The sequence below is a fragment of the Bacillus sp. TH30 genome, from assembly GCF_016650875.1.
Classification (GTDB): Bacteria; Bacillota; Bacilli; order Bacillales; family Bacillaceae_G; genus Bacillus_A; species Bacillus_A mycoides.
The window spans coordinates 4490929-4515577 of record NZ_JAEKEY010000002.1; the positions used below are offsets into that span (position 1 = coordinate 4490929).

The 24649-nt window shown below is 34.2% G+C and carries 20 protein-coding genes and 3 pseudogenes; 15 read left to right on the forward strand and 8 right to left on the reverse strand.

Features of this window, described 5'->3' with window-relative positions:
- Positions 1–28: 28 nt before the first annotated feature.
- From JFU20_RS25245 to JFU20_RS25255, 3 genes and pseudogenes are all read left to right on the forward strand, one after another.
- The gene (locus JFU20_RS25245; RefSeq protein ID WP_201039001.1) at positions 29–961 is read left to right on the forward strand and encodes a bestrophin family protein; all 933 of its coding nucleotides are present in this window, start codon (positions 29–31) and stop codon (positions 959–961) included.
- 394 nt (positions 962–1355) lie between these two features.
- Positions 1356–2332 (forward strand): annotated as a pseudogene (locus tag JFU20_RS25250) (agmatine deiminase family protein).
- Between the two features lie 40 nt (positions 2333–2372).
- On the forward strand, positions 2373–3188 hold the full coding sequence (locus tag JFU20_RS25255; RefSeq protein ID WP_002146419.1) for a MerR family transcriptional regulator: 816 nt from the start codon (positions 2373–2375) through the stop codon (positions 3186–3188).
- Positions 3189–3514: 326 nt separating this feature from the next.
- Here the strand turns inward: JFU20_RS25255 and JFU20_RS25260 are convergent, their stop codons facing one another.
- From JFU20_RS25260 to JFU20_RS25265, 3 genes are all read right to left on the reverse strand, one after another.
- Positions 3515–4417, reverse strand: coding sequence for a hypothetical protein (locus tag JFU20_RS25260; RefSeq protein ID WP_201039003.1), 903 nt, complete (start codon positions 4415–4417; stop codon positions 3515–3517).
- Between the two features lie 174 nt (positions 4418–4591).
- The gene (locus JFU20_RS30465; protein WP_002146421.1) at positions 4592–4726 is read right to left on the reverse strand and encodes a hypothetical protein; all 135 of its coding nucleotides are present in this window, start codon (positions 4724–4726) and stop codon (positions 4592–4594) included.
- A gap of 24 nt (positions 4727–4750) precedes the next feature.
- The gene (locus JFU20_RS25265; protein ID WP_002146422.1) at positions 4751–5482 is read right to left on the reverse strand and encodes a V-type ATP synthase subunit I domain-containing protein; all 732 of its coding nucleotides are present in this window, start codon (positions 5480–5482) and stop codon (positions 4751–4753) included.
- 428 nt (positions 5483–5910) lie between these two features.
- On the opposite strand from JFU20_RS25265, the pseudogene JFU20_RS25270 reads away from it, so the two are divergent.
- Positions 5911–6627: pseudogene (locus tag JFU20_RS25270) on the forward strand (amidohydrolase family protein); the annotation flags it as partial.
- Between the two features lie 108 nt (positions 6628–6735).
- Positions 6736–7782, forward strand: a complete 1047-nt coding sequence (locus JFU20_RS25275; protein WP_201039005.1) for an agmatine deiminase family protein — start codon at positions 6736–6738, stop codon at positions 7780–7782.
- 48 nt (positions 7783–7830) lie between these two features.
- Here JFU20_RS25275 and pepF read toward each other — a convergent pair whose 3' ends face one another.
- A complete protein-coding gene (gene pepF / locus JFU20_RS25280; RefSeq protein ID WP_002165319.1) occupies positions 7831–9618 on the reverse strand; it encodes an oligoendopeptidase F in 1788 nt (595 codons plus the stop codon).
- Between the two features lie 118 nt (positions 9619–9736).
- On the reverse strand, positions 9737–10528 hold the full coding sequence (locus tag JFU20_RS25285; RefSeq protein ID WP_002014195.1) for an arylamine N-acetyltransferase family protein: 792 nt from the start codon (positions 10526–10528) through the stop codon (positions 9737–9739).
- 216 nt (positions 10529–10744) lie between these two features.
- Between JFU20_RS25285 and amyS the strand changes: the two genes are divergently transcribed.
- The 5 genes from amyS (at position 10745) to JFU20_RS25310 (ending at position 16621) form a co-directional block, all read left to right on the forward strand.
- Positions 10745–12286, forward strand: coding sequence for an alpha-amylase (amyS, locus tag JFU20_RS25290; protein WP_002165320.1), 1542 nt, complete (start codon positions 10745–10747; stop codon positions 12284–12286).
- 533 nt (positions 12287–12819) lie between these two features.
- On the forward strand, positions 12820–14721 hold the full coding sequence (locus JFU20_RS25295) for an endonuclease MutS2 (RefSeq protein WP_002014197.1): 1902 nt from the start codon (positions 12820–12822) through the stop codon (positions 14719–14721).
- Between the two features lie 6 nt (positions 14722–14727).
- Positions 14728–15252, forward strand: coding sequence for a GNAT family N-acetyltransferase (locus JFU20_RS25300; RefSeq protein WP_002014199.1), 525 nt, complete (start codon positions 14728–14730; stop codon positions 15250–15252).
- A gap of 160 nt (positions 15253–15412) precedes the next feature.
- Positions 15413–16123: a histidine phosphatase family protein gene (locus JFU20_RS25305; RefSeq protein ID WP_033710044.1), complete on the forward strand. Its 711-nt coding sequence runs from the start codon at positions 15413–15415 to the stop codon at positions 16121–16123.
- Between the two features lie 45 nt (positions 16124–16168).
- On the forward strand, positions 16169–16621 hold the full coding sequence (locus JFU20_RS25310; protein ID WP_002014201.1) for a hypothetical protein: 453 nt from the start codon (positions 16169–16171) through the stop codon (positions 16619–16621).
- A gap of 76 nt (positions 16622–16697) precedes the next feature.
- Here JFU20_RS25310 and JFU20_RS25315 read toward each other — a convergent pair whose 3' ends face one another.
- Positions 16698–17663 carry a quinone oxidoreductase family protein gene (locus JFU20_RS25315; protein ID WP_002165322.1) on the reverse strand — a complete coding sequence of 322 codons (966 nt, stop codon included), beginning with the start codon at positions 17661–17663 and terminating at the stop codon, positions 16698–16700.
- A 122-nt stretch (positions 17664–17785) separates the two neighbouring features.
- On the opposite strand from JFU20_RS25315, the gene JFU20_RS25320 reads away from it, so the two are divergent.
- Positions 17786–18673 (forward strand): LysR family transcriptional regulator, encoded by an 888-nt coding sequence (locus JFU20_RS25320; protein ID WP_002014203.1) that lies wholly within the window; start codon positions 17786–17788, stop codon positions 18671–18673.
- A 287-nt stretch (positions 18674–18960) separates the two neighbouring features.
- Here JFU20_RS25320 and JFU20_RS25325 read toward each other — a convergent pair whose 3' ends face one another.
- Positions 18961–19449 carry a DinB family protein gene (locus JFU20_RS25325; RefSeq protein WP_002014204.1) on the reverse strand — a complete coding sequence of 163 codons (489 nt, stop codon included), beginning with the start codon at positions 19447–19449 and terminating at the stop codon, positions 18961–18963.
- 202 nt (positions 19450–19651) lie between these two features.
- On the opposite strand from JFU20_RS25325, the gene JFU20_RS25330 reads away from it, so the two are divergent.
- Positions 19652–20107 (forward strand): DinB family protein, encoded by a 456-nt coding sequence (locus JFU20_RS25330; RefSeq protein WP_002014205.1) that lies wholly within the window; start codon positions 19652–19654, stop codon positions 20105–20107.
- A 278-nt stretch (positions 20108–20385) separates the two neighbouring features.
- Positions 20386–21422, forward strand: a pseudogene (locus JFU20_RS25335) (DUF4003 domain-containing protein).
- 122 nt (positions 21423–21544) lie between these two features.
- On the opposite strand, the gene JFU20_RS25340 reads toward JFU20_RS25335, so the two are convergent.
- Positions 21545–22309 carry a DUF817 domain-containing protein gene (locus tag JFU20_RS25340; protein WP_201039240.1) on the reverse strand — a complete coding sequence of 255 codons (765 nt, stop codon included), beginning with the start codon at positions 22307–22309 and terminating at the stop codon, positions 21545–21547.
- Between the two features lie 276 nt (positions 22310–22585).
- Between JFU20_RS25340 and JFU20_RS25345 the strand changes: the two genes are divergently transcribed.
- Both JFU20_RS25345 and JFU20_RS25350 read left to right on the forward strand, forming a co-directional pair.
- Positions 22586–23620: a FecCD family ABC transporter permease gene (locus tag JFU20_RS25345; RefSeq protein ID WP_002128403.1), complete on the forward strand. Its 1035-nt coding sequence runs from the start codon at positions 22586–22588 to the stop codon at positions 23618–23620.
- Positions 23621–24637: a FecCD family ABC transporter permease gene (locus JFU20_RS25350; protein ID WP_002014212.1), complete on the forward strand. Its 1017-nt coding sequence runs from the start codon at positions 23621–23623 to the stop codon at positions 24635–24637.
- The last annotated feature ends 12 nt before the right edge of the window (positions 24638–24649 follow it).

Sequence of the window (24649 nt, forward strand, 5' to 3'; positions counted from 1 at the left end):
GTTAATAAGGAAAGAGGTTTTTGTAAATATGGTTCATTACAATAATCAAAATAGTTTACATCAAATATTTACATTAAAGGGAACAGTTATAAGAGATATTTTCCCGCAAATTTTATTATATATATGTATTTCAACGATAGTAACTGTGATTAATTATTATTATGTAGAAATAAAAATTAATCAAACTCCTTGGGTAATTGTTGGAGGAGCTTTAGGTCTACTGTTAGTTTTTCGTACTAACACTGCCTATGATAGGTATTGGGAAGGTAGAAAGTTATTTGGCACGGTTGGTGCTTGTACTAGAAATTTAGCAGTTAGTTTTTTATGTCATTGGGAGTCTGAAGGGAAAAAGACGGATCAGGAAAAGCTAAAATTTTTACATTTATTAATTGCTTTTCCAAAGATAGCGAAAGGACATTTGAGAGACGAAAAAGATTTATCCGAAATAAAAGCATTGTTTGATATTTGTTCTGAGAAGGAAAAAGAAATGTTGACTGATTCTATTCATTTACCGATTAGTATAGTTTTTATGTTAAAAACTATACTATCAAAAGGTTTGAAAACGGGTCAAATTCATCCAAATGCAATAATTAATATGGAAGCTGATTTGAATACTCTACTTACGGCTGTGGGTGGATGTGATCGGATCAAAACAACGCCCATTCCTTTTGCATATTTTGCTCATATTAAAATTTTACTGCTCATATTTTGCGGGACTTTATCGATTGGTCTTGTTGATAGTCTTGGATGGTTTACAGTACTTGCAACTACGTTTATAAGTTTTGCATTTATAGGGATTGAAGCAATAGGAGTTGAAATTGAGGATCCATTTGGTCAAGATCCAAACGATCTTCCGCTAGAAGGGATTTGTATAGGGGTAGAAACACATTTATTAAATTTATATAATCAAAACGGTCTGTTCGAAGTAATGGATATGAATCTTGATAAAAAAATCATCTAATCGTTAATTGTGTACGATGATTACATTTTTAATATTGTCATGAAATACTTCATTTTAAAATCTTGTCAAGAGTCAATTTACGGCTTAACGACAGCTTTATCCCGCTATTTGTGGGCAGTAAAGCTCCCAGCTCAAAACCTGGCGGATGCAAGGAAGTTAGGTGGAAGGTAACTGCCCGTAAATGCCCGATTGGTGAGGGCTGATAATCAGTGGGGATGGACAAAACCCCCACTGATTAAAGTTTCACTTTATATTTTTTATATAAATATATAAAATTTCTCCGTGCTATAATCCATTCATGAAAAGTGCACGTTTCAAAAATTGTAATGAAAAGAGAAATAGATGGCTTATTGAAATCAGTTATTCAATCATTATTAAAAGCGAGGTAAATAATATGGAACAACAACATAATGGAATTATTTTTACTGCAATACCAGACGAATCGAATGAATATTATCAACCATTTTATGAAGACATTATTTACTTTAATGAATACTTAAATGAAAAAAATCATTTACCGATCAACTTATATCTTTATCGGTTGAAGAGCAAGACTTTCATACAAGCTTTTTTGAGTATGATGATATTTGGCTAAGAGATGTTGCACCAGTTGTAACAAATCATCTTGTTAAATTTAAATATCGACCAAATTATTTACCAGATGATCAAGGACGATATTTAGATCAACAATTTAATAAATGGTTGAAGAAAAATGACTTTGAGTATGTGAAATCACCATTAATATTGGATGGTGGTAATCTTATTTGGAATAAAAAAGATACCGTTATATTAACAGAACGCATATTTGATGATAACGATGATTGGACAGAAGAGGAAATAATTGAGCAATTAGAGTGGGATTTAGATGTGAGCCGGGTTATTATTATTCCTGCTGAAGAAGGAGATGTACTTGCACACGCAGATGGAATGGTTAAATTTATTGATGAACATACAATGTTTATTAGTGATTTTTTAGGAGATCATGAATTTAGATATAATGTTCAAGAGATTATTCAAGAACAAATGCCAGAAGCTGAATTTATAGTTGTTCCTTCTTCATATACAGAAAAGGGGCAATATGATCAAGAAATAGCATCGGCAAAAGGGTTATATATAAATATGTTAGAAACATGTGATACGATTTACATTCCTAAGTTTGGATTAGCTAAAGATGGGGAAGTTTTACGATATATTCAACAACATACTAAGAAACAAGCTATTCAAATTCATGTAGGAGAAATATCGACAATGGGAGGCGCAATGAATTGTTTAACGTGGTATTGTCCGAGTCATTTGTTGCCTTCGAAAATGAAAAAATTGAGCAATCAGAATGAAGGTTCTTCAATTAGAAAAATTTTTGATTGGTTTTAATAAATAAGCTTATAAGAAAATGTATTCAAGGGGTATTTATATGTATACAATTACTGAATTTTCGCGGATTTGTAAAATGAGTACACGGATGCTAAGGCATTATGACAAAGAGGAGATATTAAAACCAGCATATGTGAATCCGATAAATGGATATAGATATTATGAGCAAGGGCAGCTAGAAATAGCATTGAAAATTAAAAAGCTGAGGGAGTACAAGTTTCCTTTACCGAAAATTAAAGTAATTCTCCAGTCGGCAGATCAAAATTCATTTATTAAACATATGCAAGCGCAAATTATAGAGTTGTCTCATGAGGTGAAACAAAATTTACAGGTTATTTCTGAAATGAATGAAATGGTAAGTATGAATAATGGTTTAAATATTGCTCGTCATAGAAGTTACGATATATTAATTGGCATGAGAAATGAAATAACGGTAATTGCTCAAAGATTACAAATAGATATAGATGATATGGATGATTATTTTTATGACTTATATGAAAAAGTACAAAAAAATAGCTTTCAAATAGTCGGTTCTCCATCCGTAGTTTTTTATGATAAAGAGTATATTCCAAATCACAGTGATATTGAATTAAGAATTCCGGTTATGAATGAAGACAATAAAGGCGTATTACAAGAGTGCGAAATAAAAAAGCTAAATCAGCATCAAATTGTTACTACTATGCATTATGGCAGCTATGACTATATAGGTTATGCTTATATGGCATTAGAAGAGTGGGTGGAAAGTAATGGCTATATAATAGATAGTCACCCATATGAAGTTTATATAAAGGGACCTGAATGTGATTGTTTAGTAGAGGAGTATGTTACACAAATTTGTTTTTTAGTACGAAAATAGAATGAGAATAAGGATTGACATTAACATTATGTCAATCCTTATTCTATATACGAAAGCAATTTATCATAATAAAAAGGTGAAAGAGTATGAAAAGAAAAATCTTACTTATTTGTCTGGTTCTTAGTATGGAAATGATTTCTTCTACAATCAAATCATAACAATTCGTCAGTCTCCGCTAAGACTTTAGAATAAAACACGAGTTGTTTGCAAAAACGCTCTCGTTTAGGTTCTTCTAACGCCGCATACGTTTGTTGAACTTCTTGTGGAGTAACATGTGCGTTTATTGAACGAAGAAAAGACCGCCTATTACAGGCGGTCGAATTTTTTTATTTTTTTACTACTCCGCCAGCGACACCAGATAGAGTCATAGCATCCGCGATTGAATTTACATTTGTTTCTGGGGTTCCATAGAATGCATCTAAAGCCCCGATAAACCAATCAGCATCAACTGTAACTGTGTAGCCATTAGACTTCCAGTTACTAATTAGCCGGTTTGTTAATGTTCGTTTCTCTGCCTCGGATAATTTTAGCCACGCTTCGCCCTTACTATTTGCATCAACAGTTGTAGTCTGAACTCCATTTTGTTTAGGTTGTTGCGCTTCTTGTTGTTCTTGTTCTTTTTTTATTTTAGCTAGTTCTTGTTGTGCTTCTTGTTCAGAAAAGCCGTTTTCAATAGATATTATATTTTTTGTGTCAATGTCAATTTTATATTTATCGTAAGAAATATTGCGAATTTTCACTAATTTATCTTCGCTATATTGTTTTTCTACTTCATATCTACTTCCAAGTTTATCAATGAGATGTTTATTTTTAGAAGTATATTCTGCAGTTGAAACATCAATAAGTATTTTCACATAGTATTGTCCGTTTTCGACAAGCTGTGACGGGGAAATAGTTGTTTGTAATTTACCATCTTTAAATACCTCACTACTTGTAGCGGTATAATTGTATTCATCTGATTTTTTTGAACTGTATACTTTTATGGTTGCTTTTGTAGAAGCAGGAATATTGGTAGTTAAGGATAAATTGAGTTTATTTGTCTCCTTATTATAATCTAACGTATCTAATTGTGCGGATAGTTTTTCTTTTTGTGGTTCAGAGGTAGCATCTTTAACTTTAGTAGATGACTCTGTATTCGATGCCGGTTTATCACCGAATATTACTTTAATAGAGAAACAAAAAATTATAGCTATAAAGACAACTAATATGACGGTTCTAGTTTTAATCAAAACTTCATCTCCTTTTTAAAATTTAAAATACATAATTAACGAATATAATAATATAACGTTTTTGAATTGAAGTAAATATTTCCATGTGTTTTATATAAAGATAGTTAAGTAATAATAATCTGAACTTTAGGCAATATTGAAAATGATTTTATCCAATGTTTTCTTGAAAAAGCCCTATAAAAGAACGTAAGTTCGTATATTATAAGAACTTACGTTCTGTATAATTAGGAGTGATTGAATCATCATTTTCAAATCTACCCCTGTTATAAGAAGTACAGGTATCGTTAAAATTAGTAATTTATGTTTCATTAACAAATAACCCTTCTCTAAAAATTAGCCTTCTACTTTTCTTATTTCGTTTAGTGTCAAACCCATATCATCTATATACCCATACATAGCTTTTAAACTTGAATTAGCCTTTTCATTATCTTTTTCATCTAAACCTACAAATATTTGGTCTATGCATATTTCAATTATTTTCACATCGTCTCTTAGTTGCTCTTGGAAATAATGGTACGCTTTAGGTGGGTCAAGTTCTTTTAACTTCCTAAGTTCTCCCTTGACTACTTCAAATTGTTTCTTTAACTCCACTTGATTTGTTTTTAATGTTTGATCCTTTGCAAATATCGGTTTTGTAGCTTGTAGCTCCCTTGAAAACTGATTAAAAAGTGTCTCCATCTTTTCTTGATACTGTTTTATCGTTATAGGGTTATGAACCTCTGTTATGGTGTCTTTATCTTTACTTTCTCGTTCTTTGATTCCTGGTTCTTTAACTACTTTCTTCTCTAATTCATCTTTTTCTTTGCGTAGTTTATCTACTTCTTTATTTGCGGTCTCTAAAGCCCTTTTATCAGATTCCGCTTCAGCTACTTTTTTCTCTAATTCATCTTTTTCTTTGCGTAGTTTATCTACTTCTTTGTTTACAGTCTCTAAGGCCCTTTTATCAGATTCCGCTTCAGCTACTTGTAAACTATCAGCCTTTTTCCTTTCTGTAACGTCTTTTGAACAACCTACTCCACTAATTAGCAAAATTGGTAATGCTACTGATAACACTTTATGTTTCATTACTAGTCCCCCAATGACTTATTCTTTATCCCGTTTTTTCCTTTGTTGTACCTAGCGCGTTTGCTATACCGCGGTATTTACTTCTGTATTTGATTCCTGATTTTAAAAATAATCTACCCCAAATAACATGATTGATATGACTATGTATACTCTTTTTGAAAATTATTGTAATTAATTAACATATGAAACTATAACATAAATTTTAAAAATAATATATATAAATTTTAAACCTTAGGAGGGATCTAGTAAGAAGAGATATTAAAGAAGAAATGCGTGTATTATCTAAACAAAAAAGTGCTAACAAGTTTGCAAACGAACTTGCTAACACCTATACGGAATAGAAGTAAAATATCGCTGATATGTCGCCTTCAATAATAGTCAAAATCAATTAGAAAGCACTAAATCGAAATGCTTATAAAATTAAATGTGATATTAATAGTACAGCTAAAATATTAGAAAAATATAAGTTTGAGTGGTTTAAAGGAACTCCATATGGTTTGAACTATATCCCAGAAGAAAAAATGAAATGGTGGTTGACTGAACTCAATAAAATTGGTTACGGTGCATTGATTCAAGCGATTGGAGACGGCGGGGTAAGAGAGAGTTTAAATGCAATTGAAGCAGCGAAAAAAGAAGGGGCGAATCAGCCTTATACGCTTACGCATGTGGAAATGGTAGAAGATAGTGATATAAAACGTTTTGCTGAGCTAGGTATTAGCGCTGATTTTCAAGTAGGTCATGATTTTGCAGAAGATCCTAAACAAAGCTGGGCAAGTACGTATTTTTCAGATCAACAGATGAAACGAATTATGCCGTTAGGGAAAATTTGGGGAACGGGCGCGAATGTATCACTTAGTAGTGATTGGGATGTAAACGAACTGAATCCACTTGTGACAATTTCGAATGCATTAAGTATTGATGAGAAAGGCTTGTCTGATGTACATGAAGCTATCGATGCTTATACAATTAAGCCAGCTAAAGCATTAGGTCTTGATAATATTACTGGCTCGATTGAAGTAGGGAAATCAGCGGATATCGTAGTACTAAATGAGGATATTACTAAAATGAGTGTCGATAAGATTCCAAATGCGAAAGTTTTAATGACTGTTTTACAAGGGGAAGTAGTTTATCATAAGGAGAAATAGCGAGTGATCTTATAAAGTTTCCGCAAGTAAAATAAAGATATTTCTGTTGACCTTAACACGATGTCAAAGTTTAAACTGAACTTACATTCAAAGAAGGGGTGAACATGTATGATGAATATACAGAATAGTTTGTTTCATATGCCTGCTGAGTGGGAAAATCATGAGGGGACATGGCTTCAATGGCCTCATGATAGAACTCATAGAGGTGAAGGTTATAGAGCTAAGTTAGATGGTATTTGGGTAGCGATGGCTAAGGAGCTTCATTACGGAGAAAATGTGCATATAGTTGTATTTGATGAGGAAGAAAAAGTACATGTCCAATCGAAGTTAATGGAAGCGAAAGTGAATATGGATAAAATTGATTTCTTAATTCAAGAAACTGATGATATTTGGATAAGAGATAATGGACCGATCTTTGTCAAAGATAAGGAGGGGAGTCTCTGCTTAACACACTGGATTTTTAATGGTTGGGGGGATAAATATCCGTATGAAAATGATGCTGTTATTCCGGCCGAAATAAGTGAAATATATAGCATTCCAAAAGTTGAATCAAGTGTCTGTCTAGAAGGTGGAGGAATAGAGATAAACGGAAATGGAACCTTAATGGCGGCAAAAACTTCTATTATAAATGAAAATCGAAATCCCACACTAAGTCAGGAAGAGATTGAAATGGAGTTAACGAAGTATTTGGGAGTAACGAATTTCATATGGATAACTGGTATTCGCGGTGAGGATAATTATGATGAAGATACGGATTACCATATTGATGGGGCAGCGCGTTTTGTAAATGAAAATACGATTCTTTATGAATATGATCCTTTTGGGGAAGGAGAGTCTTACCTTTTGGAGGCGCAAGAAAAGCATTATCAAGAATTGCGACAAGCGAGAAATATAGATGGAAATCCATTTCAACTCATCCCAGTACCGGTAACAAGAAGTGTTGTAAAAGAAGCAGACTGTAAGGGCTCATATTTGAACTTTTATATTGGAAATGAAGTTGTATTGGTTCCTATATATGGTGATGAACATGATAAGTTAGGACTTCAAATCATTGAAGGGCAGTTTCCAGGAAGAAGGATTGTTGGGATTTATATAAATGAATTGTATGCGTATGGTGGGATGATTCACTGTGTGACGCAGCAGCATTTAGCATAACGTAACCGAAATGAAAAAAGCATGCAGAGTATACACTCTGCATGCTTTTTATAATGCTGAAAACTCTTCAACAAGTTGAGTAAAGCGATTTAATGCACTTTCAATTGGTTCTGGCGTAGTTAAATCAACACCGGCTTTTTTCAGTAGGTTTAATGGATAGTCGGAACTTCCGCCTTTAAGGAATTCGATATAGTTTTTCTGAGCATTTGGATCACCGCTTAATAATTTATCGGCGATTTGAATGGCAGAAGCGAATCCAGTTGCGTATTTGTATACGTAAAATGGACGGTAGAAATGAGGGATTCTAGACCAGCCATATTTTACTTCTTCGTCAAATACGATGGAGTCGCCATTATATTCTCTAAATAAGTTTTCGTAAATTTCACTAAAGACTTTGGCATTTAATGGTTTACCTTGTTCGGCCATTTCATGTGTGATTTTTTCAAATTCTGCAAACATGATTTGTGTAAAGAAAGTACCTTTAAAGCTATCGATAAAGTAGTTAATTAAATGATTACGTACGTTCGTTTCTTTTGCTTCTTTTAATAAATAATGAATTAATAACACTTCATTTACTGTAGAAGCGACTTCTGCAACAAAGATAGTATAGTGTGCAGAAATTCTTGGTTGGTATCCGTGTGAGTAATGCGTATGCATACCGTGCCCGCATTCATGAGTAAGGGTGAAAAGGCTATTTAAATCATCATGATGATTTAAAAGAATGAAAGGATGAACACCGTATACACCAAAATTATAAGCACCAGAACGTTTTCCTGGTGTTTCTCTCACGTCTATATAGCGTTTATCTTTAAAGCTTTTTAATGTTTTGATATATTCTTCACCTAAAGGAGCTAGTGACGCGATCATTATATCAAACGCTTCGTCGTATGGAATGTCTTGTTTTACACCTTTTACTAAATCAACACTCAAGTCGTATTGTCGTAGTTCATCTACATTTAATTTTTCTTTTCTAAGTTCATTATACGTATGTAATGATTGAATGTTTTTTTTCGTTGTCTCAATTAAATTTTCATATACTTCTTTCGGAACCATGTCGCCAAATAATGATTTTTCTAAAGCTGATGGATATTTTCGTAGCTTTGAGACAGTAACATTGTTTTTAATAGCTGCGGACAAAGCAGAAGCGATAGAATTCTTTAATTGAACGTATGGTTTGTAATAAGCTTTATAGGCTTCTTCACGTTTCTCACGATTCTCATCTTCTATTAGCTTTGAATACATTCCACGTGTTAAGTTTACTTTTTCTCCATCATCAGTAGTCACTTCACCAAAAATTATATCTGCATTATTTAACATGCCAAATGTATGCTGCGGGGAGGAGAGTGCTTCACCCATTTGTGATAAAATCTCTTCTTGGTCTTTATTCAAAACGTGTTTTTTATAACGGTATAGCTCAAATAAGTCTTCTTTATAATAGTGTAAGCCTTCGGTTTCTTCTATGTAAGAATGTAATGTGTTTTCATCTACACTAAGTAAGAATGGGGAAAAGAAAGATTTAGCCGCACTTACTTTCACGTGTAATTGTGATACTTTATCGACAAGGGATTGAGCGTCAGTATCGCGTGTATCAAGATCAGATTGTAATCGTGCATAAGCGAACATTAAAGATATTATGCTAGATATTTCTTCACTCTTTGTTAAATAAGCTAATAAACTATTGCCATCGTGAATATTTCCATTAAACTTGTGTAATTCATTCGTTAATACTTCAATTTTATGAAAATCGCTTTCCCAATCTTCAATTGTATGGTAAATATCCGTTAAATCCCATTTTTCTTTATCAGCTACTTGTAGTCGATCTTTAAGTTCAGTCATAATCATTTCCTTTCTAAATATGTAGTTATATTCCTATATAACTATGAAATACAACAAATTGCAAAAAATCCCTGCTGGAAAATGAAAAGCCTTGCCGGAAATGGCGAGGCTTTAAAAGTTATAATGTAATTCCGAATTTTGAATGTAAAAGATTTTTATATTGTGCATCTGTAACATTTTCTTTCGTTTTTTTACCGTTTTTTTCTATTGTCAGACTATCCTTTGTTAAAGATGCATGCCCATCTTCAGTTAGTTTTACAATAAGAGGTGCTTTATTAAATGGTGAGCCCTCATGTTCAACGAAAATTTCTTGTGCTGCATTTGCTTTTTCTTCATCCACTTCTTCTATATAAAATGCATAGCCTAACGTCCAATCATCAGCAGAAGATTGATCCAAAAACTCATTGTTTTTACGCATTTCCAACATGTAGTTTCCTTTTTCGGTCATTTCTTTACGAATACGATAATCTCCTGTAACGGAGTGAATGACTTCACCTGAGAAAGGAACAGGGGAAAGGGGTAAATATGATCCGAAACCTACTTCAATTAAGTAAAGTTCATTATGATGTTGTAAAACAGTTGCGATATGCCCTGAATCTACAGCCCATATAGAATTTGCAGCGTTATAAACTGTTCCTGAAACGAGATGGACATCGAATTTAGAGTCTTTAAGGAAGTAATACATAGCCGGATTCAATTCATAACAAAGGCCGCCACGGTTGTTTATTAAAATTTTTTCTTTTAGATTTTCTTTTGATATTTCTTTAAAGTTGTTTTCGAGAATATTTAAGTTTTCAAAAGGGATAGTTTGTGCCATTGCGTACATAATGTTAGGTAAATCTTCAAATGAAACTTTGTGTTTTTCTTCTATATTTAATCTTGCAAAAAATTGTTTTTGAAAGTCGGTCATAGAAATCCCTCCGTTATGCTTTTATAGATAAATTGTAAACAATTTTGAATCCGATGTGAATTTTAAACTATATGGGGTACTTGTGGAATAGTTGAATTCATATTTTGAAAAATAATGTGAGAGATTAAAAGATTGTTACTTTACTAACTGTAGAACGAATATTATAATAACTTTAACAAATTATGCAAACGTTTTCTTGAAAGGGATGGTGTAAATATGTTGAAAAGGATTACGGTAGTCTGTTTATTGTTTATTTTGCTTTTTCCCAATATATATGAGGGAAATAAGGCAGAAGCAGCAACAGTGAACAATGGAACATTAATGCAGTATTTTGAGTGGTACGCTCCGAATGATGGGAATCATTGGAATCGTTTGCGTTCCGATGCTGAAAGTTTAGCTCATAAAGGAATCACATCTGTATGGATACCACCTGCATATAAAGGGACTTCGCAAAATGATGTAGGGTATGGGGCCTATGATTTATATGATTTAGGGGAGTTCAATCAAAAAGGAACGGTGCGGACGAAATATGGGACAAAAGCACAGTTGAAATCTGCAATTGACGCATTACATAAGCAAAACATCGACGTATACGGTGATGTAGTTATGAATCATAAAGGTGGGGCTGATTATACTGAAACCGTAACAGCTGTTGAGGTAGACCGTAACAATCGAAATATTGAAGTATCAGGTGATTATCAAATTAGTGCATGGACGGGGTTTAATTTTCCAGGGCGCGGAGATGCTTATTCTAATTTCAAATGGAAATGGTATCATTTTGACGGAACGGATTGGGATGAAGGAAGGAAATTAAATCGAATTTATAAATTTAGGGGTGTAGATAAAGCGTGGGATTGGGAAGTGTCTAGCGAAAATGGAAATTATGATTATTTGATGTATGCAGATCTTGATTTTGATCATCCTGATGTTGCGAATGAGATGAAAAATTGGGGAACATGGTATGCGAATGAATTAAATTTAGATGGCTTTCGTTTGGACGCTGTTAAACATATTGATCATGAATATTTACGCGATTGGGTAAATCATGCCAGACAGCAAACGGGGAAAGAAATGTTTACAGTAGCTGAATATTGGCAAAATGATGTTCAGGCTTTAAACAATTATTTAGCGAAAGTCAATTATAATCAATCTGTGTTTGATGCACCGCTTCATTACAATTTTCATTATGCTTCAAAAGGAAATGGGAATTATGATATGAGAAATATTTTAAATGGAACAGTAATGCAAAATCACCCTGCACTCGCAGTTACTCTCGTTGAGAATCATGATTCTCAACCTGGACAGTCATTGGAATCTGTAGTAAGTCCGTGGTTTAAACCGTTGGCATATGCATTTATTTTAACACGTGCAGAGGGCTATCCTTCAGTTTTTTATGGTGATTACTATGGGACAAGCGGAAAGAGTAGTTATGAAATTCCAGCGTTAAAAGATAAAATTGATCCGATTTTGACGGCACGAAAAAACTTTGCATATGGTACGCAGCGTGATTATTTAGACCATCCAGATGTGATTGGCTGGACAAGAGAAGGTGATGGTGTACATGCTAATTCTGGTTTAGCGACATTACTCTCGGACGGACCAGGAGGATCAAAGTGGATGGATGTTGGAAAGAATAACGCTGGGGAAGTATGGTACGATATTACGGGTAATCAAACAAATACTATAACAATTAATAAGGACGGATGGGGGCAGTTCCATGTAAGTGGAGGCTCAGTTTCCATATATGTTCAACAGTAAATTGGTGATGAAAAAGAAGAGGTAGACTGAAATATAAGTTTTCTTCTTCTTTTTTACATTCTGCATAGTTATTAAAGTATGACACCTTTACTTCTTATAAAACATATAGTATGATGATTTCAATAAATTAGATTTCAATGAACATAAAATATAAATTAATGAGAGGTGCTTTTTGTGAGTGCGGTAGGTACTAAATAGGAAAAATTTAATGAAATAAATCGGATAAGACCAGGGGATTTTTATGTACATCATACCCCTAATTTTGTCATGGATTTATTTCGAAACCTATGAAGATACCTACAATACTTTATAAAGCGTGTAATAAGGGGATTGCCATCTGTTTTTTTATGGCTTATTTCCTCATATGTTATTACACTTGCCTTGTAAATGTAAAAGCTGCGGTATCCCCGCAGCTTTTTTGTATATGTTTTTAATGTATAAAAATGGTGATTGAATAATGTAGAATTCATTGGAATCTAATGAGTAGGTATCTTCATTGATGATAGAAATCAATCATAGTGAGGAGAAACAAAATGAATACGATGACTTTTGAAAAGTTACAGTATAACGAATTAATGGAAATAGTGAAATCTTATTGTGTAAGTGGATTAGGTAAGGAATTATTAAATAAATTAGAGCCGAGTACGAGTATAAAAGTAGTGAGAAATCGCTTAAATGAAACGACAGAAGCACGAGCTATAGTAGATGCAGAAGGGCACGTTCCTTTCTTCGGAATTTCTAATATTGCTAGTACAATTCAAAAATTAGAAAAAGGGATGATTTTAGATCCAGCAGAGTTAGTGAGTGTTTCAGACTTTTTACGTGGATGTAGAAAGATTAAAAAATTTATGTTAGATAAAGAATTCTTTGCGCCAGTATTATCTTCGTATGCAAATTCAATGACTGAATTTAAAAGTATTGAAGAGGAAATTAACTTTTCAATTAAAGGAAATAGCATTGATGCAGCGGCTAGTAAAGAGTTAAAACGAATTCGAAATAACATTGATTCTGTAGATGGAAAAATAAAAGAACGTTTAACGAAGTTTTTAAATAGTAGTGCAAATAAGAAATATATTCAGGAATTCTTTATTAGTAAGAAGGACGATAGGTATACGATTCCAATTAAATCTTCTTATAAAAATCAAGTTGCGGGAAGTATTGTTGAAGCATCTGCAAAAGGTTCTACTGTATTTATAGAACCACATACGGTTACAAAGTTAAATGCGGAACTAGCAAGTTTGAAAGCAGAAGAAGCGATGGAAGAGTATCAAATTTTAGCGACATTATCAGGAATGGTATTAGAAAACATTTATCATATAAAAATTAACATGGAATTGATTAGCCAATATGATATGGTATTTGCGAAAGCGAAGTTTAGTAAATCAATCGATGGAATAGAGCCGAAATTAAATGATCATGGCTACATTCATTTAGTGAATTGTAAGCATCCGCTTTTAAGTGGGAAAGTAGTACCATTAAACTTTGAAATCGGTCAAAACTACCGAAGTTTAATTATTACAGGACCAAATGCGGGCGGGAAAACAATTGTGCTAAAAACAATCGGATTGTTAACATTAGCGACAATGTCAGGATTGCACATCGCTGGAGATAAAGAAACGGAAATTGCTATTTTTGAAAATGTGTTTGTAGATATTGGTGATAATCAAAGTATTGAAAACGCACTAAGCACATTTTCATCTCATATGAAAAATCTGTCTGAAATTATGAGGATGTCAAATAATAATACGTTACTACTATTTGACGAAATAGGAAGCGGTACAGAACCGAATGAAGGTGCGGCGCTTGCGATATCTATTTTAGAAGAATTTTACCTTGCGGGATGTATTACAATTGCGAGTACGCATTACGGTGAAATTAAGCGCTTTTCAGAAATGCATGGTGATTTTATGAACGCGGCAATGCAATTTAATAGTGAAACACTAGAGCCACTTTATAAATTAGTTATCGGTAAATCAGGCGAAAGTAATGCACTTTGGATTGCGAATAAAATGAACGTAAAAGAACATGTACTGCAAAGAGCGAAAGAGTATATGGGAAATAAAGAATACGCTATAGAAAAAGTGAATGAAAGTAAAATTAGAAAACCGAAATTCGTACAAGAAAAAAGAGGAAATGACTATGAATATAAAATTGGCGACCGTGTGAATTTGTTAGATCATGATGATTTCGGAATTGTATATAAGGAAAAAGATAATTTCTATAATGTCGTTGTATATTATAACGGTGAATTTATTGAAGTGAATATAAAACGTATGAACTTAGAAGTAGCAGCGAAGGAATTATACCCGGAAGGATACGATTTAAATACACTATTTGCCGATTATACAGAAAGAAAAATGCAGCATGATATAGAGCGCGGATCGAAAAAAGCGCTTCGTAAAATCCAAAAAGAAATAAGGAAGAATAGAGGATAATATAGAATGGTAACGATTAGACAAGAACAACAAAATGATTATAGTAAAACTGAAGAAGTTGTAAAAGCAGCATTTTTAAATGAAGAATTCAGTGATAAAACAGAACATGAACTTGTGAGTCGTATTAGAAAATGTGACGCGTTTATTCCTGAATTATCAATCGTTGCGGTAGATGAAGAAATTGTTGGGCACATTCTGTTATCAAAAATAAAGATAGAACAAGGTGCAACTTCTGTAGAATCATTAGCACTTGCACCAGTTTCAGTAGCACCAAGCCATCAGAAGAAAGGAATTGGTGGAAAGCTTATCACGGCTGCTTTAGAAAAAGCGAAAGAATTAGGATACGGGTCAGTTGTAGTATTAGGGCATCCAGAGTACTATCCGAAATTCGGATTTAAAAAAGCAAGTGAGTGGAATATAAAAGCACCATTTGAAGTGCCTGAAGAAGTGTTTATGGTAATGGAATTAACAGAAAATGCTCTTGAAGGTGTAGAAGGAATTGTACAATATTCGAGTGCTTTTGCTGAGTAGGAGTATCGGTTAAGAAATGTAATCATAAAAGATGCTATCTTTTTGTAGGGATATACAGAAAGATAGCTTTTCTTATTAAGCAAATGCACTTACGTATATTTTGCTCAATGAATAATTAAGGTGGTAAAATTGATATAGAAATGTAAAGGGAGAGAATATGATGAAGAATCGAGAAACAGATAGAAATGAGAATGTAGTTACGTTATATGTTACAAGACACGGAAAAACAATATTAAATACGAATCATCGCGCGCAAGGCTGGGCAGACTCCCCGTTAGTAGAAAAAGGTGTGGAAGTTGCCTCTAATTTAGGAACGGGATTAAAAGATGTTCATTTTATGAATGCATATAGTAGTGATAGCGGCCGAGCGATTGAAACTGCTAATTTAGTATTAAAATATAGTGAGCAATCAAAGTTAAAACTTGAGAAAAGAAAAAAATTACGAGAATTAAATTTTGGTATTTTTGAAGGTGAAAAACTTGAAAATATGTGGGATGTGGTTGGAAAAGCTGCAGGCGTTGCATCACCAGAAGAACTTATGAAGTTCTCTATTCAAGAAGTGATTAATCTTATTAGAGCAGCAGACCCTACGAAACAAGCGGAAGATTGGGAATTATTTTCTACTCGCATAAAAACAGAGATTGATAAAATTAGTGAAGAAGCTGCTAAAAATGGAGGTGGCAACGTTTTAGTTGTCGTTCATGGGCTTTTGATTACTGCCTTAATAGAAATGTTAGACAGTAGTAAAACAAAACTGGGAGTAGAGAATGCAAGTGTAACGAAAGTTGTATATCAAGATGGGGAATATACAGTAGAATCGGTTGGAGATATGAGTTATGTTGCAAAAGGGAAAGAAAGTGTGGAAATTTAACAGGGTGTATTACGATTCCTTTTAGATTTTCAAAATGGGAGAATAATGGATTTTCAAGATTTGATGGAATTTAAAGGATATATATATTTAAACAAATTGTTTGAACCTGAAGAAAATTTATTGAGGGTACTTATTGATAGGTGCAAAGTTAATAAAACTAAGGGACTTATGAAAATTAAAGATGAGGTTGAAATAGAAGCATCATCCATTGATGTTGATGACAATCTGCCAATTGTGCAATTGGATTTTGAATCGTATATTGCTTACTCCGTTACTAATGAATCGTTTACTGTAATGGATGACTACGAAATTTCAGAAGGTAGAATTTTTAGAGTTTACTCAAAATCAAGATATTTGGATTTTGTTAAAGCAGGAACAATTGCTGAATTTATATTTCCTGAAGAGCAGTTCGTTCACTATCAAATTCCTTGTTTGAACCATATCATCGACATTATTTCATATGATGAGCCGAAAATTACTGGAATAAAAAGAAACTAACAAAATTCCATACTAAAAGAGCATCGGAATCGATGCTCTTTTATATGCTTATCTTTTCTTTTTTTTATTGTAAAGATTACGGAATTAATAAAATCTTCCCAGTACTTTTTCGGCTCTCTAATAATTCATGTGCAAGAGCACCATCTTGTAAAGAGAATGTAGTAGGACTCGCGATGTTTAATTTTCTACTAGCAATCCAATCAAATAATTGAGCGGAGCGCTGCTTACGTTCCTCAAAAGTAGTAAGTACATTCCAAAGGTCTCCACCTGTTAAAGTCTTTGAAGTATCCATAAGCATACGTGGATCTACAGGTATAGGATTACCGCCGGCCATTCCGTAAAATACGACAGTACCGCCAATTTTAGTAGCGTTAAAACTTTCCACGAGTGTAGAACCTACTGATTCATACACAACATTTACTCCGGCACCATTAGTCACCTCAAGTACTTTCGTATGCCATGCTTCAGTATATAAAAATACGTGATCAGCACCAGCTAACGTAGCTACTTGTGCTTTTTCTTTTGATGATGTAAGACCGATTACTGTTCCGCCCAGTAGTTTAATCATTTGAACGAGAAGTTGACCAACGCCACCAGCTGCAGCGTGTACTAAAGCTATATCGCCTTGTTTTATTTGATAGCTATCTTTCGTTAAATAATGTGCTGTTAGACCTTGCAATAAGACAGAAGCGGCTGTTTCAAAAGAAATAGAGTCTGGAAGTGTAATTGCTTTTTCAGATGGAACCGCAACTAATTCTGCATTTGAGAATGGAACGTCAGCAAATGCAATGTGGTCTCCGGGATTGATAGTAGTAACGTTAGCTCCTACTTTTTCAACAATACCAGCGCCTTCATAACCTAATATATAAGGCGGGTTACCAGCGAGATGATAATCGCCGCGGCGTCTATAAATATCAGCGAAGTTTAATCCGATTGCTTGCATGCGAACAAGAACTTCATTTGGATTTATGATTGGATCATGTATTTCTTTATATTGTAGTACATCTGGACTTCCAAACTGTTCGAAACAAAGTGTTTTCATATGGAATACCTCCATTTTATTGTTTGTCGATGCTATTTATCATACAATACAAATATCAATAGAAAAAGAGGATTATTTCGATGAAATCAATCGGAAATACCGATTGAAAAGAGGGATGATAAATGGAGATAAAACAATTAATTACATTTAAAGTAGCAGCGGACACTTTGAACTTTACGCAAACTGCGAAGAAATTGAACTTTGCTCAATCGAGTGTAACGGCGCAAATTAAAACGTTAGAGGCTGAGCTCGGTACGCCATTATTTGAAAGATTAGGAAAACGTCTTTTCTTAACTGAAGCAGGCAGGAAGTTTCAACTATATGCTGATAAGATGATTGCACTCAGTAACGAAGCGAAAATGGCTGTGAAAGATGATGAGGAAATAGCGGGTACGTTAATAATCGGTGCACAAGAAAGTCAATGTACATATAGGCTTCCATCTATATTAAAGAAATTTAAAGCACAATTTCCCCAAATAAAGCTTATATTTAAACCTGCACATTCCAATAAAGATACGAAGGAACAATTGATGGAGGGGAAAGTAGATCTTGTATTTATTTTGGACGAATGTAAAACAGAGGATGTTTTACATGTGGAGCCACTTATGAAAGAAGAATTAAAAGTAGTAGCTGCTCCTACGCATCGTTTACTTGAACAACCTTCCGTTTCTACAAAAGATTTAGAAAGCGAAACACTTTTACTAACAGAACTAGGTTGCTCGTATCGGACTTTATTTGAAGAGTTATTCCGTGCGGAAGATGTATACCCAGCAAATAAGATTGAATTTGTTAGTGTCGAGGCAATTAAACAATGCGTTATTGCAGATTTAGGTATAGCTGTGTTACCAGCGATAGTAGTAGAAAAAGATATACGAGAAGGAACGATAAAAGAGTTACATTTAGAAAATACAATCGCTCCGATTTATACGCAAATCGCTTGGCATAAAGATAAATGGATGACATCGCCACTGCAGCAATTTATTGAGGTAACGAGGGAATCTTTTAATTAACAGGTGTTATAGGTGAGGAAGTAATATAATAAACGATTAACTTATTTACGGAAAGAAAGAGCATGTTTTGAAAAATATTAATCAAAACGGGCTCTTTCTTTTTGTGTTTATCCCGCTATTTGTGGGCAGTAAGACTCCCACCTTAAAATTTGGCTGGAGCAAAGAAGTTAGGTGGGAGATCAACTGCCCGTAAACGCCCGATTGGTGAAGGCTAATAATCAGTGGAGGACGAACAAAGCCCTCACTGATTAAAGTTTCACTTTATTAAGTTCAGTTGCAGTAATTAACTAACTAAGGTCTGTGTCAGGAGGAGTGTATCCGAGGTGACGAGCCATTGATACAATTTGACCTTTATGATGAAATTCATGTGTTTCCGTATGAGTTAAAAGCCATAGAGGAGTTGTGCTCCAAGGTTCTTTTTGCCATTTCACTTTATTTGCTATATTTTCGAGCCAACGGTCATTGTATTCATCTAAAAAACGCATTACAACCTCATCGACTAACTTAAATCTAGCACGAGCTTTCTCGACATCTGCATGCTCAATTTCATAATCACTAGCGAATGAAAAATCTGCTCGTTTTTGCTTGAATGCGAATGATCCAAGCCAGTATCGGTAGCAATCAGCTACATGAATATGGGTTTTTAAAATGCTGCCACTTCCGAAATTAGGAACTGTGCTGTGCAATTTTTCTTGTGGGATTTCTTCTAAAAACGAAAATAGAGTTTCTCTTGTAGAGCTAATAAGATTATATTGCTGTTTTAAAACATGTAACATGCAACTACACTCCTCTTTTATTTACTAAACTATTTGTGTAGTAAGTAATTCTATATTTACGAGGGGTGAACCTTTTATTATTTTTACTAAGCATATTAGATGTTTTTCTTAATTGTTTCTGATAGATTAAACAAGGTGAAACTTTAATAAGTTTAACATCCTTAGTTCATAATAAATTGTACATAAAAAAGGAGACGATAAAATGAATAGAATAATTGGTTTAAAACAATTTGAAATAACGCGTGGGGCATTACTTCAATTTATGGAAACGTTAGATGATAAAACTGCGGATACGCAGCCGGAGGGCTTTAACAATACAATTCGCTGGCATATCGGTCACGTGTTAACGGCGGCAGAAACTTTCATGTTTGGAAGAGAATTTAAACAATTACCAACTGAATATCCAGGTATGTTTGGATATGGTTCAAGACCATCTAAATGGAAAACAGAAGGGCCATCATTAGAAGTGTTAACGGTTCAATTAAAAGAACAAGCGAAGCGCATTCAAGAAATTCCAGCAGAAGCATTTGAAAATAAACTTCCAGAGCCATTTTTAGGGTTGGAAACAGTTGGAGAGCTTTACGGTATGATGCTTTATCATGAAGCAGACCATATTGGGCAAATGAAGGCGATGGAACGTATTATTAAGGCTCTTTAGTTTTTGGTAATGTTAAATAATATATAGACAAAAAAGGGTAGATAATTTATTATCTATCTTTTTTGTTGTTGAACTTCTTGAAGGATTAAGGATTATGAACGCTAATCATCGTGATGCTGATGAAGAAGGAAAGAAAACCAACCAATTAGGATAAAGAAACATCCTAAGTTTTATGGTAGTTATTATTTTTTTTGTATTACTTAATAGAAAAATATTGAAAATAATACAGAAGAAAGTATAAGGTTGCAAAATCTGTATGAAATAGGGTATTCCTAAATATGGAATATACGTATAATAAAAGAGAGGAACTAGAAAATGGGGGAATACTATGATTACATTGGAACAAAAGTTGGAGCAATACACACATACATATGCACAGTTAAAGGGAGAACTAAAATGGAAAACGAGTGATTCTCGAACAGGTATGATGATTGCTGCTATGTATGCAGGTAGTGATAAACTGTTTGATCTCGGACGTTTTTTAGAAATTAGTAGTTATATTAAGAATCAGGTAGGGATGTTTTCATACTTAAAGTCTTATCATCGCTTTGTGGTGTCCGCAACATTAGATATTCACTTTACAGATTACAAGGAAGCTTTTCAGAGGCTTTTAGATTTATATGAACAATTGGTCGCTGGTGGCTTTAGCCGGAGTATATTTACTTATCTCGCAGCAGCTGTGCTTTTAACAGAAGAAAATGAACAGCAAGGTACGCACATTCAGCGTTCGATACAAGTATATAAACGCATGAAAAAGGATCATCTCTTTCTTACAGGTACAAATGATTATCCGCTCGCGGTTTTACTAGCAGGACAATCAGAGAATGTAGAAACACTTATGGACCGAGTAGAACGTCTTTATCAGAAACTAGCGAAAGCTGGTTTGCGTAAAGGGAATGATCTTCAATTTTTAAGTCATATTCTTTCACTAAAGAAGGATGTCCGTGAAGAAATATTAGTTGCAAAATGCACAAACATATGGAAGTTATTAAAACAAGAAAAGGTAAAAGTGAAACAGATGCATTATCCAGCTATCGGGCTACTAGCGTTACTTGAGGATGGAGAAAAAGAGATTTATTCTATTAAAGCATTGATTGAAAAATTGCAGGGGGAGAAATTATTCCGTTGGCATACAGATACGAATATTCTTATTGCTATTCAACTGTTTGTAAGTCAGAAAGGTGAGGAGAGTAAAGCTACCAACACAGGTTTACAAACTATGATAGAAGTCCTCATACAAGCACAACAGGCAGCTATGATGGCAACGATTGCCGCTTCATCTGCAGCAACCTCTTCTGCTAGTACTAGTTCATAATGTGCAACTGCTTATGCTCTCGTAAATTATGATGAACCTATAATGCCTTTGATGAGGATGGTTTAAAAAAGGCCCATCACTCTCTAATGAGTGATGGGCTAACTGTTTTTACATAATCAGCATTATCTTTTCGACTGCTTCAAATGTTTGAGTTGTGTAACAATCATAATGCTAATAGCAACGAGTAAAAACCATGAGCTAATTTTGCTTAAGTGAACGAGGCTCCATGTTTCCCGTTGATTTGGATATTGCCATGCTCCGAAGAAGGTAGCGATGTTTTCTGCAATCCAAATAAAGAATCCGATAAGGAAAAATGAGAGTACGAGCGGCATTTTATATGTAACGCCTCGTAATGAAAATTCCACAAATGTGCGAAAGAAAACAATGAATAAAATTAAAGTTAATACCCATCTAAAGTCATATAGAAAATGATGTGTAAAAAAATTAAAGTAAATCATTGCTCCTAGAGGTATTGCAAAAATAGCTTTCGGCCAATGATGCATTTGTAAATGCAATCTTCTCCACGCTTGGCATATGTAACTTGCGACACTCGCATACATAAAACCGCTGTAAAGCGGAACTCCGAAAACTTTTGAATACGCCTTTTCAGGATAGCTCCATGAACCGAAATGTACTTTATATATTTCTAGTAAAAGGCCGATGAGGTGGAAGACAGTAATTACTTTTAGTTCATCTTTTGTTTCAAGACCTGTTTTGTACATAATCCACTGCATAAGAAGACATACGATGAGTATGAAATCATATCGGTACAGCCCTGGAATCGAAATGATTTTTGAAAGAGCAAGTGTTAAAAAAATAACGACAGGGAACAAACAGGATAATGCTTGTTCATAAGTAAAATAGAGTAGTTGTTTTACATAAAACATGTTTTCACCTTCAGGATTATTATTTGAAAAATCAAAATAATAACTTAGTATACTACAAATTTGAAAATAAAACAGTACGTCATTTTGCATGTATTTGGAAGTTTTAGAAGGGAATTGTAATAAGTATTTTGATAGTTTAACAAAGTAAAAAAATAGTTTGCTATTTAAAAAAAGTGGGGATATAATATCTAAATGAAAATGATAATTATTATCAATAATGATTATAAATAAAAAATAATTATAAAAAAGAACTGAATATAAAGGATGAAATGAAACATGTTACATAAGTCTACTGTACATGCTGGCAATAATCGCTGGATACATATTAAGTTCATATGTTTCATGAGCTTAACAATTATATGTTTAATTGGAGCTATATTTTTAGCCGTTGCATTTGGTGCAAAGGATATCCATTTGCAAACTGTGTGGGCAGCGGTTTTTGATTATAATCCGAAATTAACACAGCATCAAATTATTTATGAATTAAGGCTCCCAAGGGTAATTGGCGCAGCAGTTGTAGGAGCTGCTTTTGCAGTCGCTGGAGCTGTTATGCAAGGGGTAACACGAAATCCTTTAGCTGATGCAGGTGTACTCGGAATAAATGCAGGTGCGATGTTTGTAGTAGCACTTAGTTTTGCTTTTTTCCCGCATATGCCGTATTCCTATTTAATGATTGTCTCCTTTATTGGAGCAGTTTTAAGTACAGTACTCATTTTTATTATTGGATCAGCAACATCAGGCGGGCTAACGCCGATGAGGTTAACGATTGCAGGGGCAGTTATGGCCGCGCTTTTACATTCGTTAAGTTCAGGTGTCGCGATTTATTATGACTTAAGCCAAGATTTAGCATTTTGGTATGCTGGTGGTGTTGCGGGGGTTAAGTGGGAACACTTGAAATTTTTAGTGCCTATTATTCTCATAACAATTGTTTTTGCGACAGCGCTAGGGCGATCTATTTCACTCATATCCATGGGGGATGATGTCGCTACAAATTTAGGTGTAAAAACGAACCGAACGAGAATACTCGGGATGATTATGGTAGTGATTCTAGCAGGTGTTTCTGTTTCAGCTGTTGGTTCCATTGGATTTGTAGGATTGGTCATCCCGCACATTGCTAGAAAATTAGTAGGTGTTAATTATCAACTTATTATTCCTATGTCAGCATTATTAGGAGCTATTTTATTAGTTTTAGCTGATTTAGGAGCAAGAACAGTAAATCCTCCTAAAGAACTTGCGATAGGAATTATGGTAGCTCTTGTTGGAGTTCCGTTCTTCCTTTATATAGCACGTAAAGTTGGGAGGGAGTTATAAGTGAAGGATCTTTTTAGCACGGATAAAAAGAGAGCTATTACTGTAACTACAATTTTCGGATGTATAAGTATCGCTGTAATTTTGATTAGCTTAAATACGGGAACGCTGAGCATCGCACCGCTCAAAGTAATTCAAACGCTTTTTGGCTATGGTGATTTTGAGAGTGCAACCGTGCTATACGATTATCGTATGCCAAGAATTATAATCACAATGTTAGCAGGTATTGGCCTTGGGGTTTCCGGTGCGATTTTGCAAGGATTATCTCGGAATGCTCTCGCAGATCCTGGTATTCTTGGATTACACTCGGGTGCATCTTTCGGGATTATTGTATTCGTTACTCTCTTTCATTCTATTAACGAGAGTGCATCGATTTTAATACCGTTATTTACATTTGGCGGAGGAGTGTTAGCTGCATTTCTTATTGTTTTGCTTGCGAGTGATCGGTCGAAAGGTTTACTTCCCATTAGACTTATTCTTGTTGGTATTGCAGTTTCAGCTGGTTTTAGTGCACTTTCGTTATTTTTCTCGCTCAAGTTAAATGATGAGACGTATACATTCGCTTCTAGGTGGTTAGTTGGTAACGTGTGGGGAAGAGATTGGATTCATGTCCTAGCGTTATTACCTTGGATTTTGATACTAACTCCGTACGCATGGCTGAAATCCAAAACGTTAAATGCACTGTCACTAGGTGATAGTGTAGCAGCAGGACTTGGTGTATCTGTTCAAAAAGAACGGTTACTGCTTTTAGCTACAGCGGTAGGATTGTCTTGTGCAAGTGTATCAATGGCAGGGGGAATTGGCTTTATCGGCTTAGTTTCTCCGCATATCGCAAGAAAGTTAGTAGGTAGTACATATCAACATTTCCTTCCGTTAGCTGGCATAATTGGAATGATTATTTTAGTACTCGCGGATACGATAGGGCGATCTTTATTTGAGCCAAACTCTATTCCAGCTGGCGTAGTAGTAGCGGCTTTAGGTGCGCCATATTTTCTTTATTTACTTACAAAAACAAAATAAATACTTCAAAGA

What these genes read in the sequence shown, in the direction of transcription:
- JFU20_RS25340 (WP_201039240.1), bottom strand. Translation starts at nt 22,309, where the DNA reads ATGTTTTATGTAAAACAACTACTCTATTTTACTTATGAACAAGCATTA.
- JFU20_RS25245 (WP_201039001.1), top strand. Translation starts at nt 29, where the DNA reads ATGGTTCATTACAATAATCAAAATAGTTTACATCAAATATTTACATTA.
- JFU20_RS25275 (WP_201039005.1), top strand. Translation starts at nt 6,736, where the DNA reads ATGATGAATATACAGAATAGTTTGTTTCATATGCCTGCTGAGTGGGAA.
- JFU20_RS25315 (WP_002165322.1), bottom strand. Translation starts at nt 17,663, where the DNA reads ATGAAAACACTTTGTTTCGAACAGTTTGGAAGTCCAGATGTACTACAA.
- pepF (WP_002165319.1), bottom strand. Translation starts at nt 9,618, where the DNA reads ATGACTGAACTTAAAGATCGACTACAAGTAGCTGATAAAGAAAAATGG.
- JFU20_RS25310 (WP_002014201.1), top strand. Translation starts at nt 16,169, where the DNA reads ATGGATTTTCAAGATTTGATGGAATTTAAAGGATATATATATTTAAAC.
- JFU20_RS30465 (WP_002146421.1), bottom strand. Translation starts at nt 4,726, where the DNA reads ATGAAACATAAATTACTAATTTTAACGATACCTGTACTTCTTATAACA.
- JFU20_RS25300 (WP_002014199.1), top strand. Translation starts at nt 14,728, where the DNA reads ATGGTAACGATTAGACAAGAACAACAAAATGATTATAGTAAAACTGAA.
- JFU20_RS25325 (WP_002014204.1), bottom strand. Translation starts at nt 19,449, where the DNA reads ATGTTACATGTTTTAAAACAGCAATATAATCTTATTAGCTCTACAAGA.
- JFU20_RS25285 (WP_002014195.1), bottom strand. Translation starts at nt 10,528, where the DNA reads ATGACCGACTTTCAAAAACAATTTTTTGCAAGATTAAATATAGAAGAA.
- amyS (WP_002165320.1), top strand. Translation starts at nt 10,745, where the DNA reads ATGTTGAAAAGGATTACGGTAGTCTGTTTATTGTTTATTTTGCTTTTT.
- JFU20_RS25265 (WP_002146422.1), bottom strand. Translation starts at nt 5,482, where the DNA reads ATGAAACATAAAGTGTTATCAGTAGCATTACCAATTTTGCTAATTAGT.
- JFU20_RS25295 (WP_002014197.1), top strand. Translation starts at nt 12,820, where the DNA reads ATGAATACGATGACTTTTGAAAAGTTACAGTATAACGAATTAATGGAA.
- JFU20_RS25255 (WP_002146419.1), top strand. Translation starts at nt 2,373, where the DNA reads ATGTATACAATTACTGAATTTTCGCGGATTTGTAAAATGAGTACACGG.
- JFU20_RS25305 (WP_033710044.1), top strand. Translation starts at nt 15,413, where the DNA reads ATGAAGAATCGAGAAACAGATAGAAATGAGAATGTAGTTACGTTATAT.
- JFU20_RS25345 (WP_002128403.1), top strand. Translation starts at nt 22,586, where the DNA reads ATGTTACATAAGTCTACTGTACATGCTGGCAATAATCGCTGGATACAT.
- JFU20_RS25320 (WP_002014203.1), top strand. Translation starts at nt 17,786, where the DNA reads ATGGAGATAAAACAATTAATTACATTTAAAGTAGCAGCGGACACTTTG.
- JFU20_RS25330 (WP_002014205.1), top strand. Translation starts at nt 19,652, where the DNA reads ATGAATAGAATAATTGGTTTAAAACAATTTGAAATAACGCGTGGGGCA.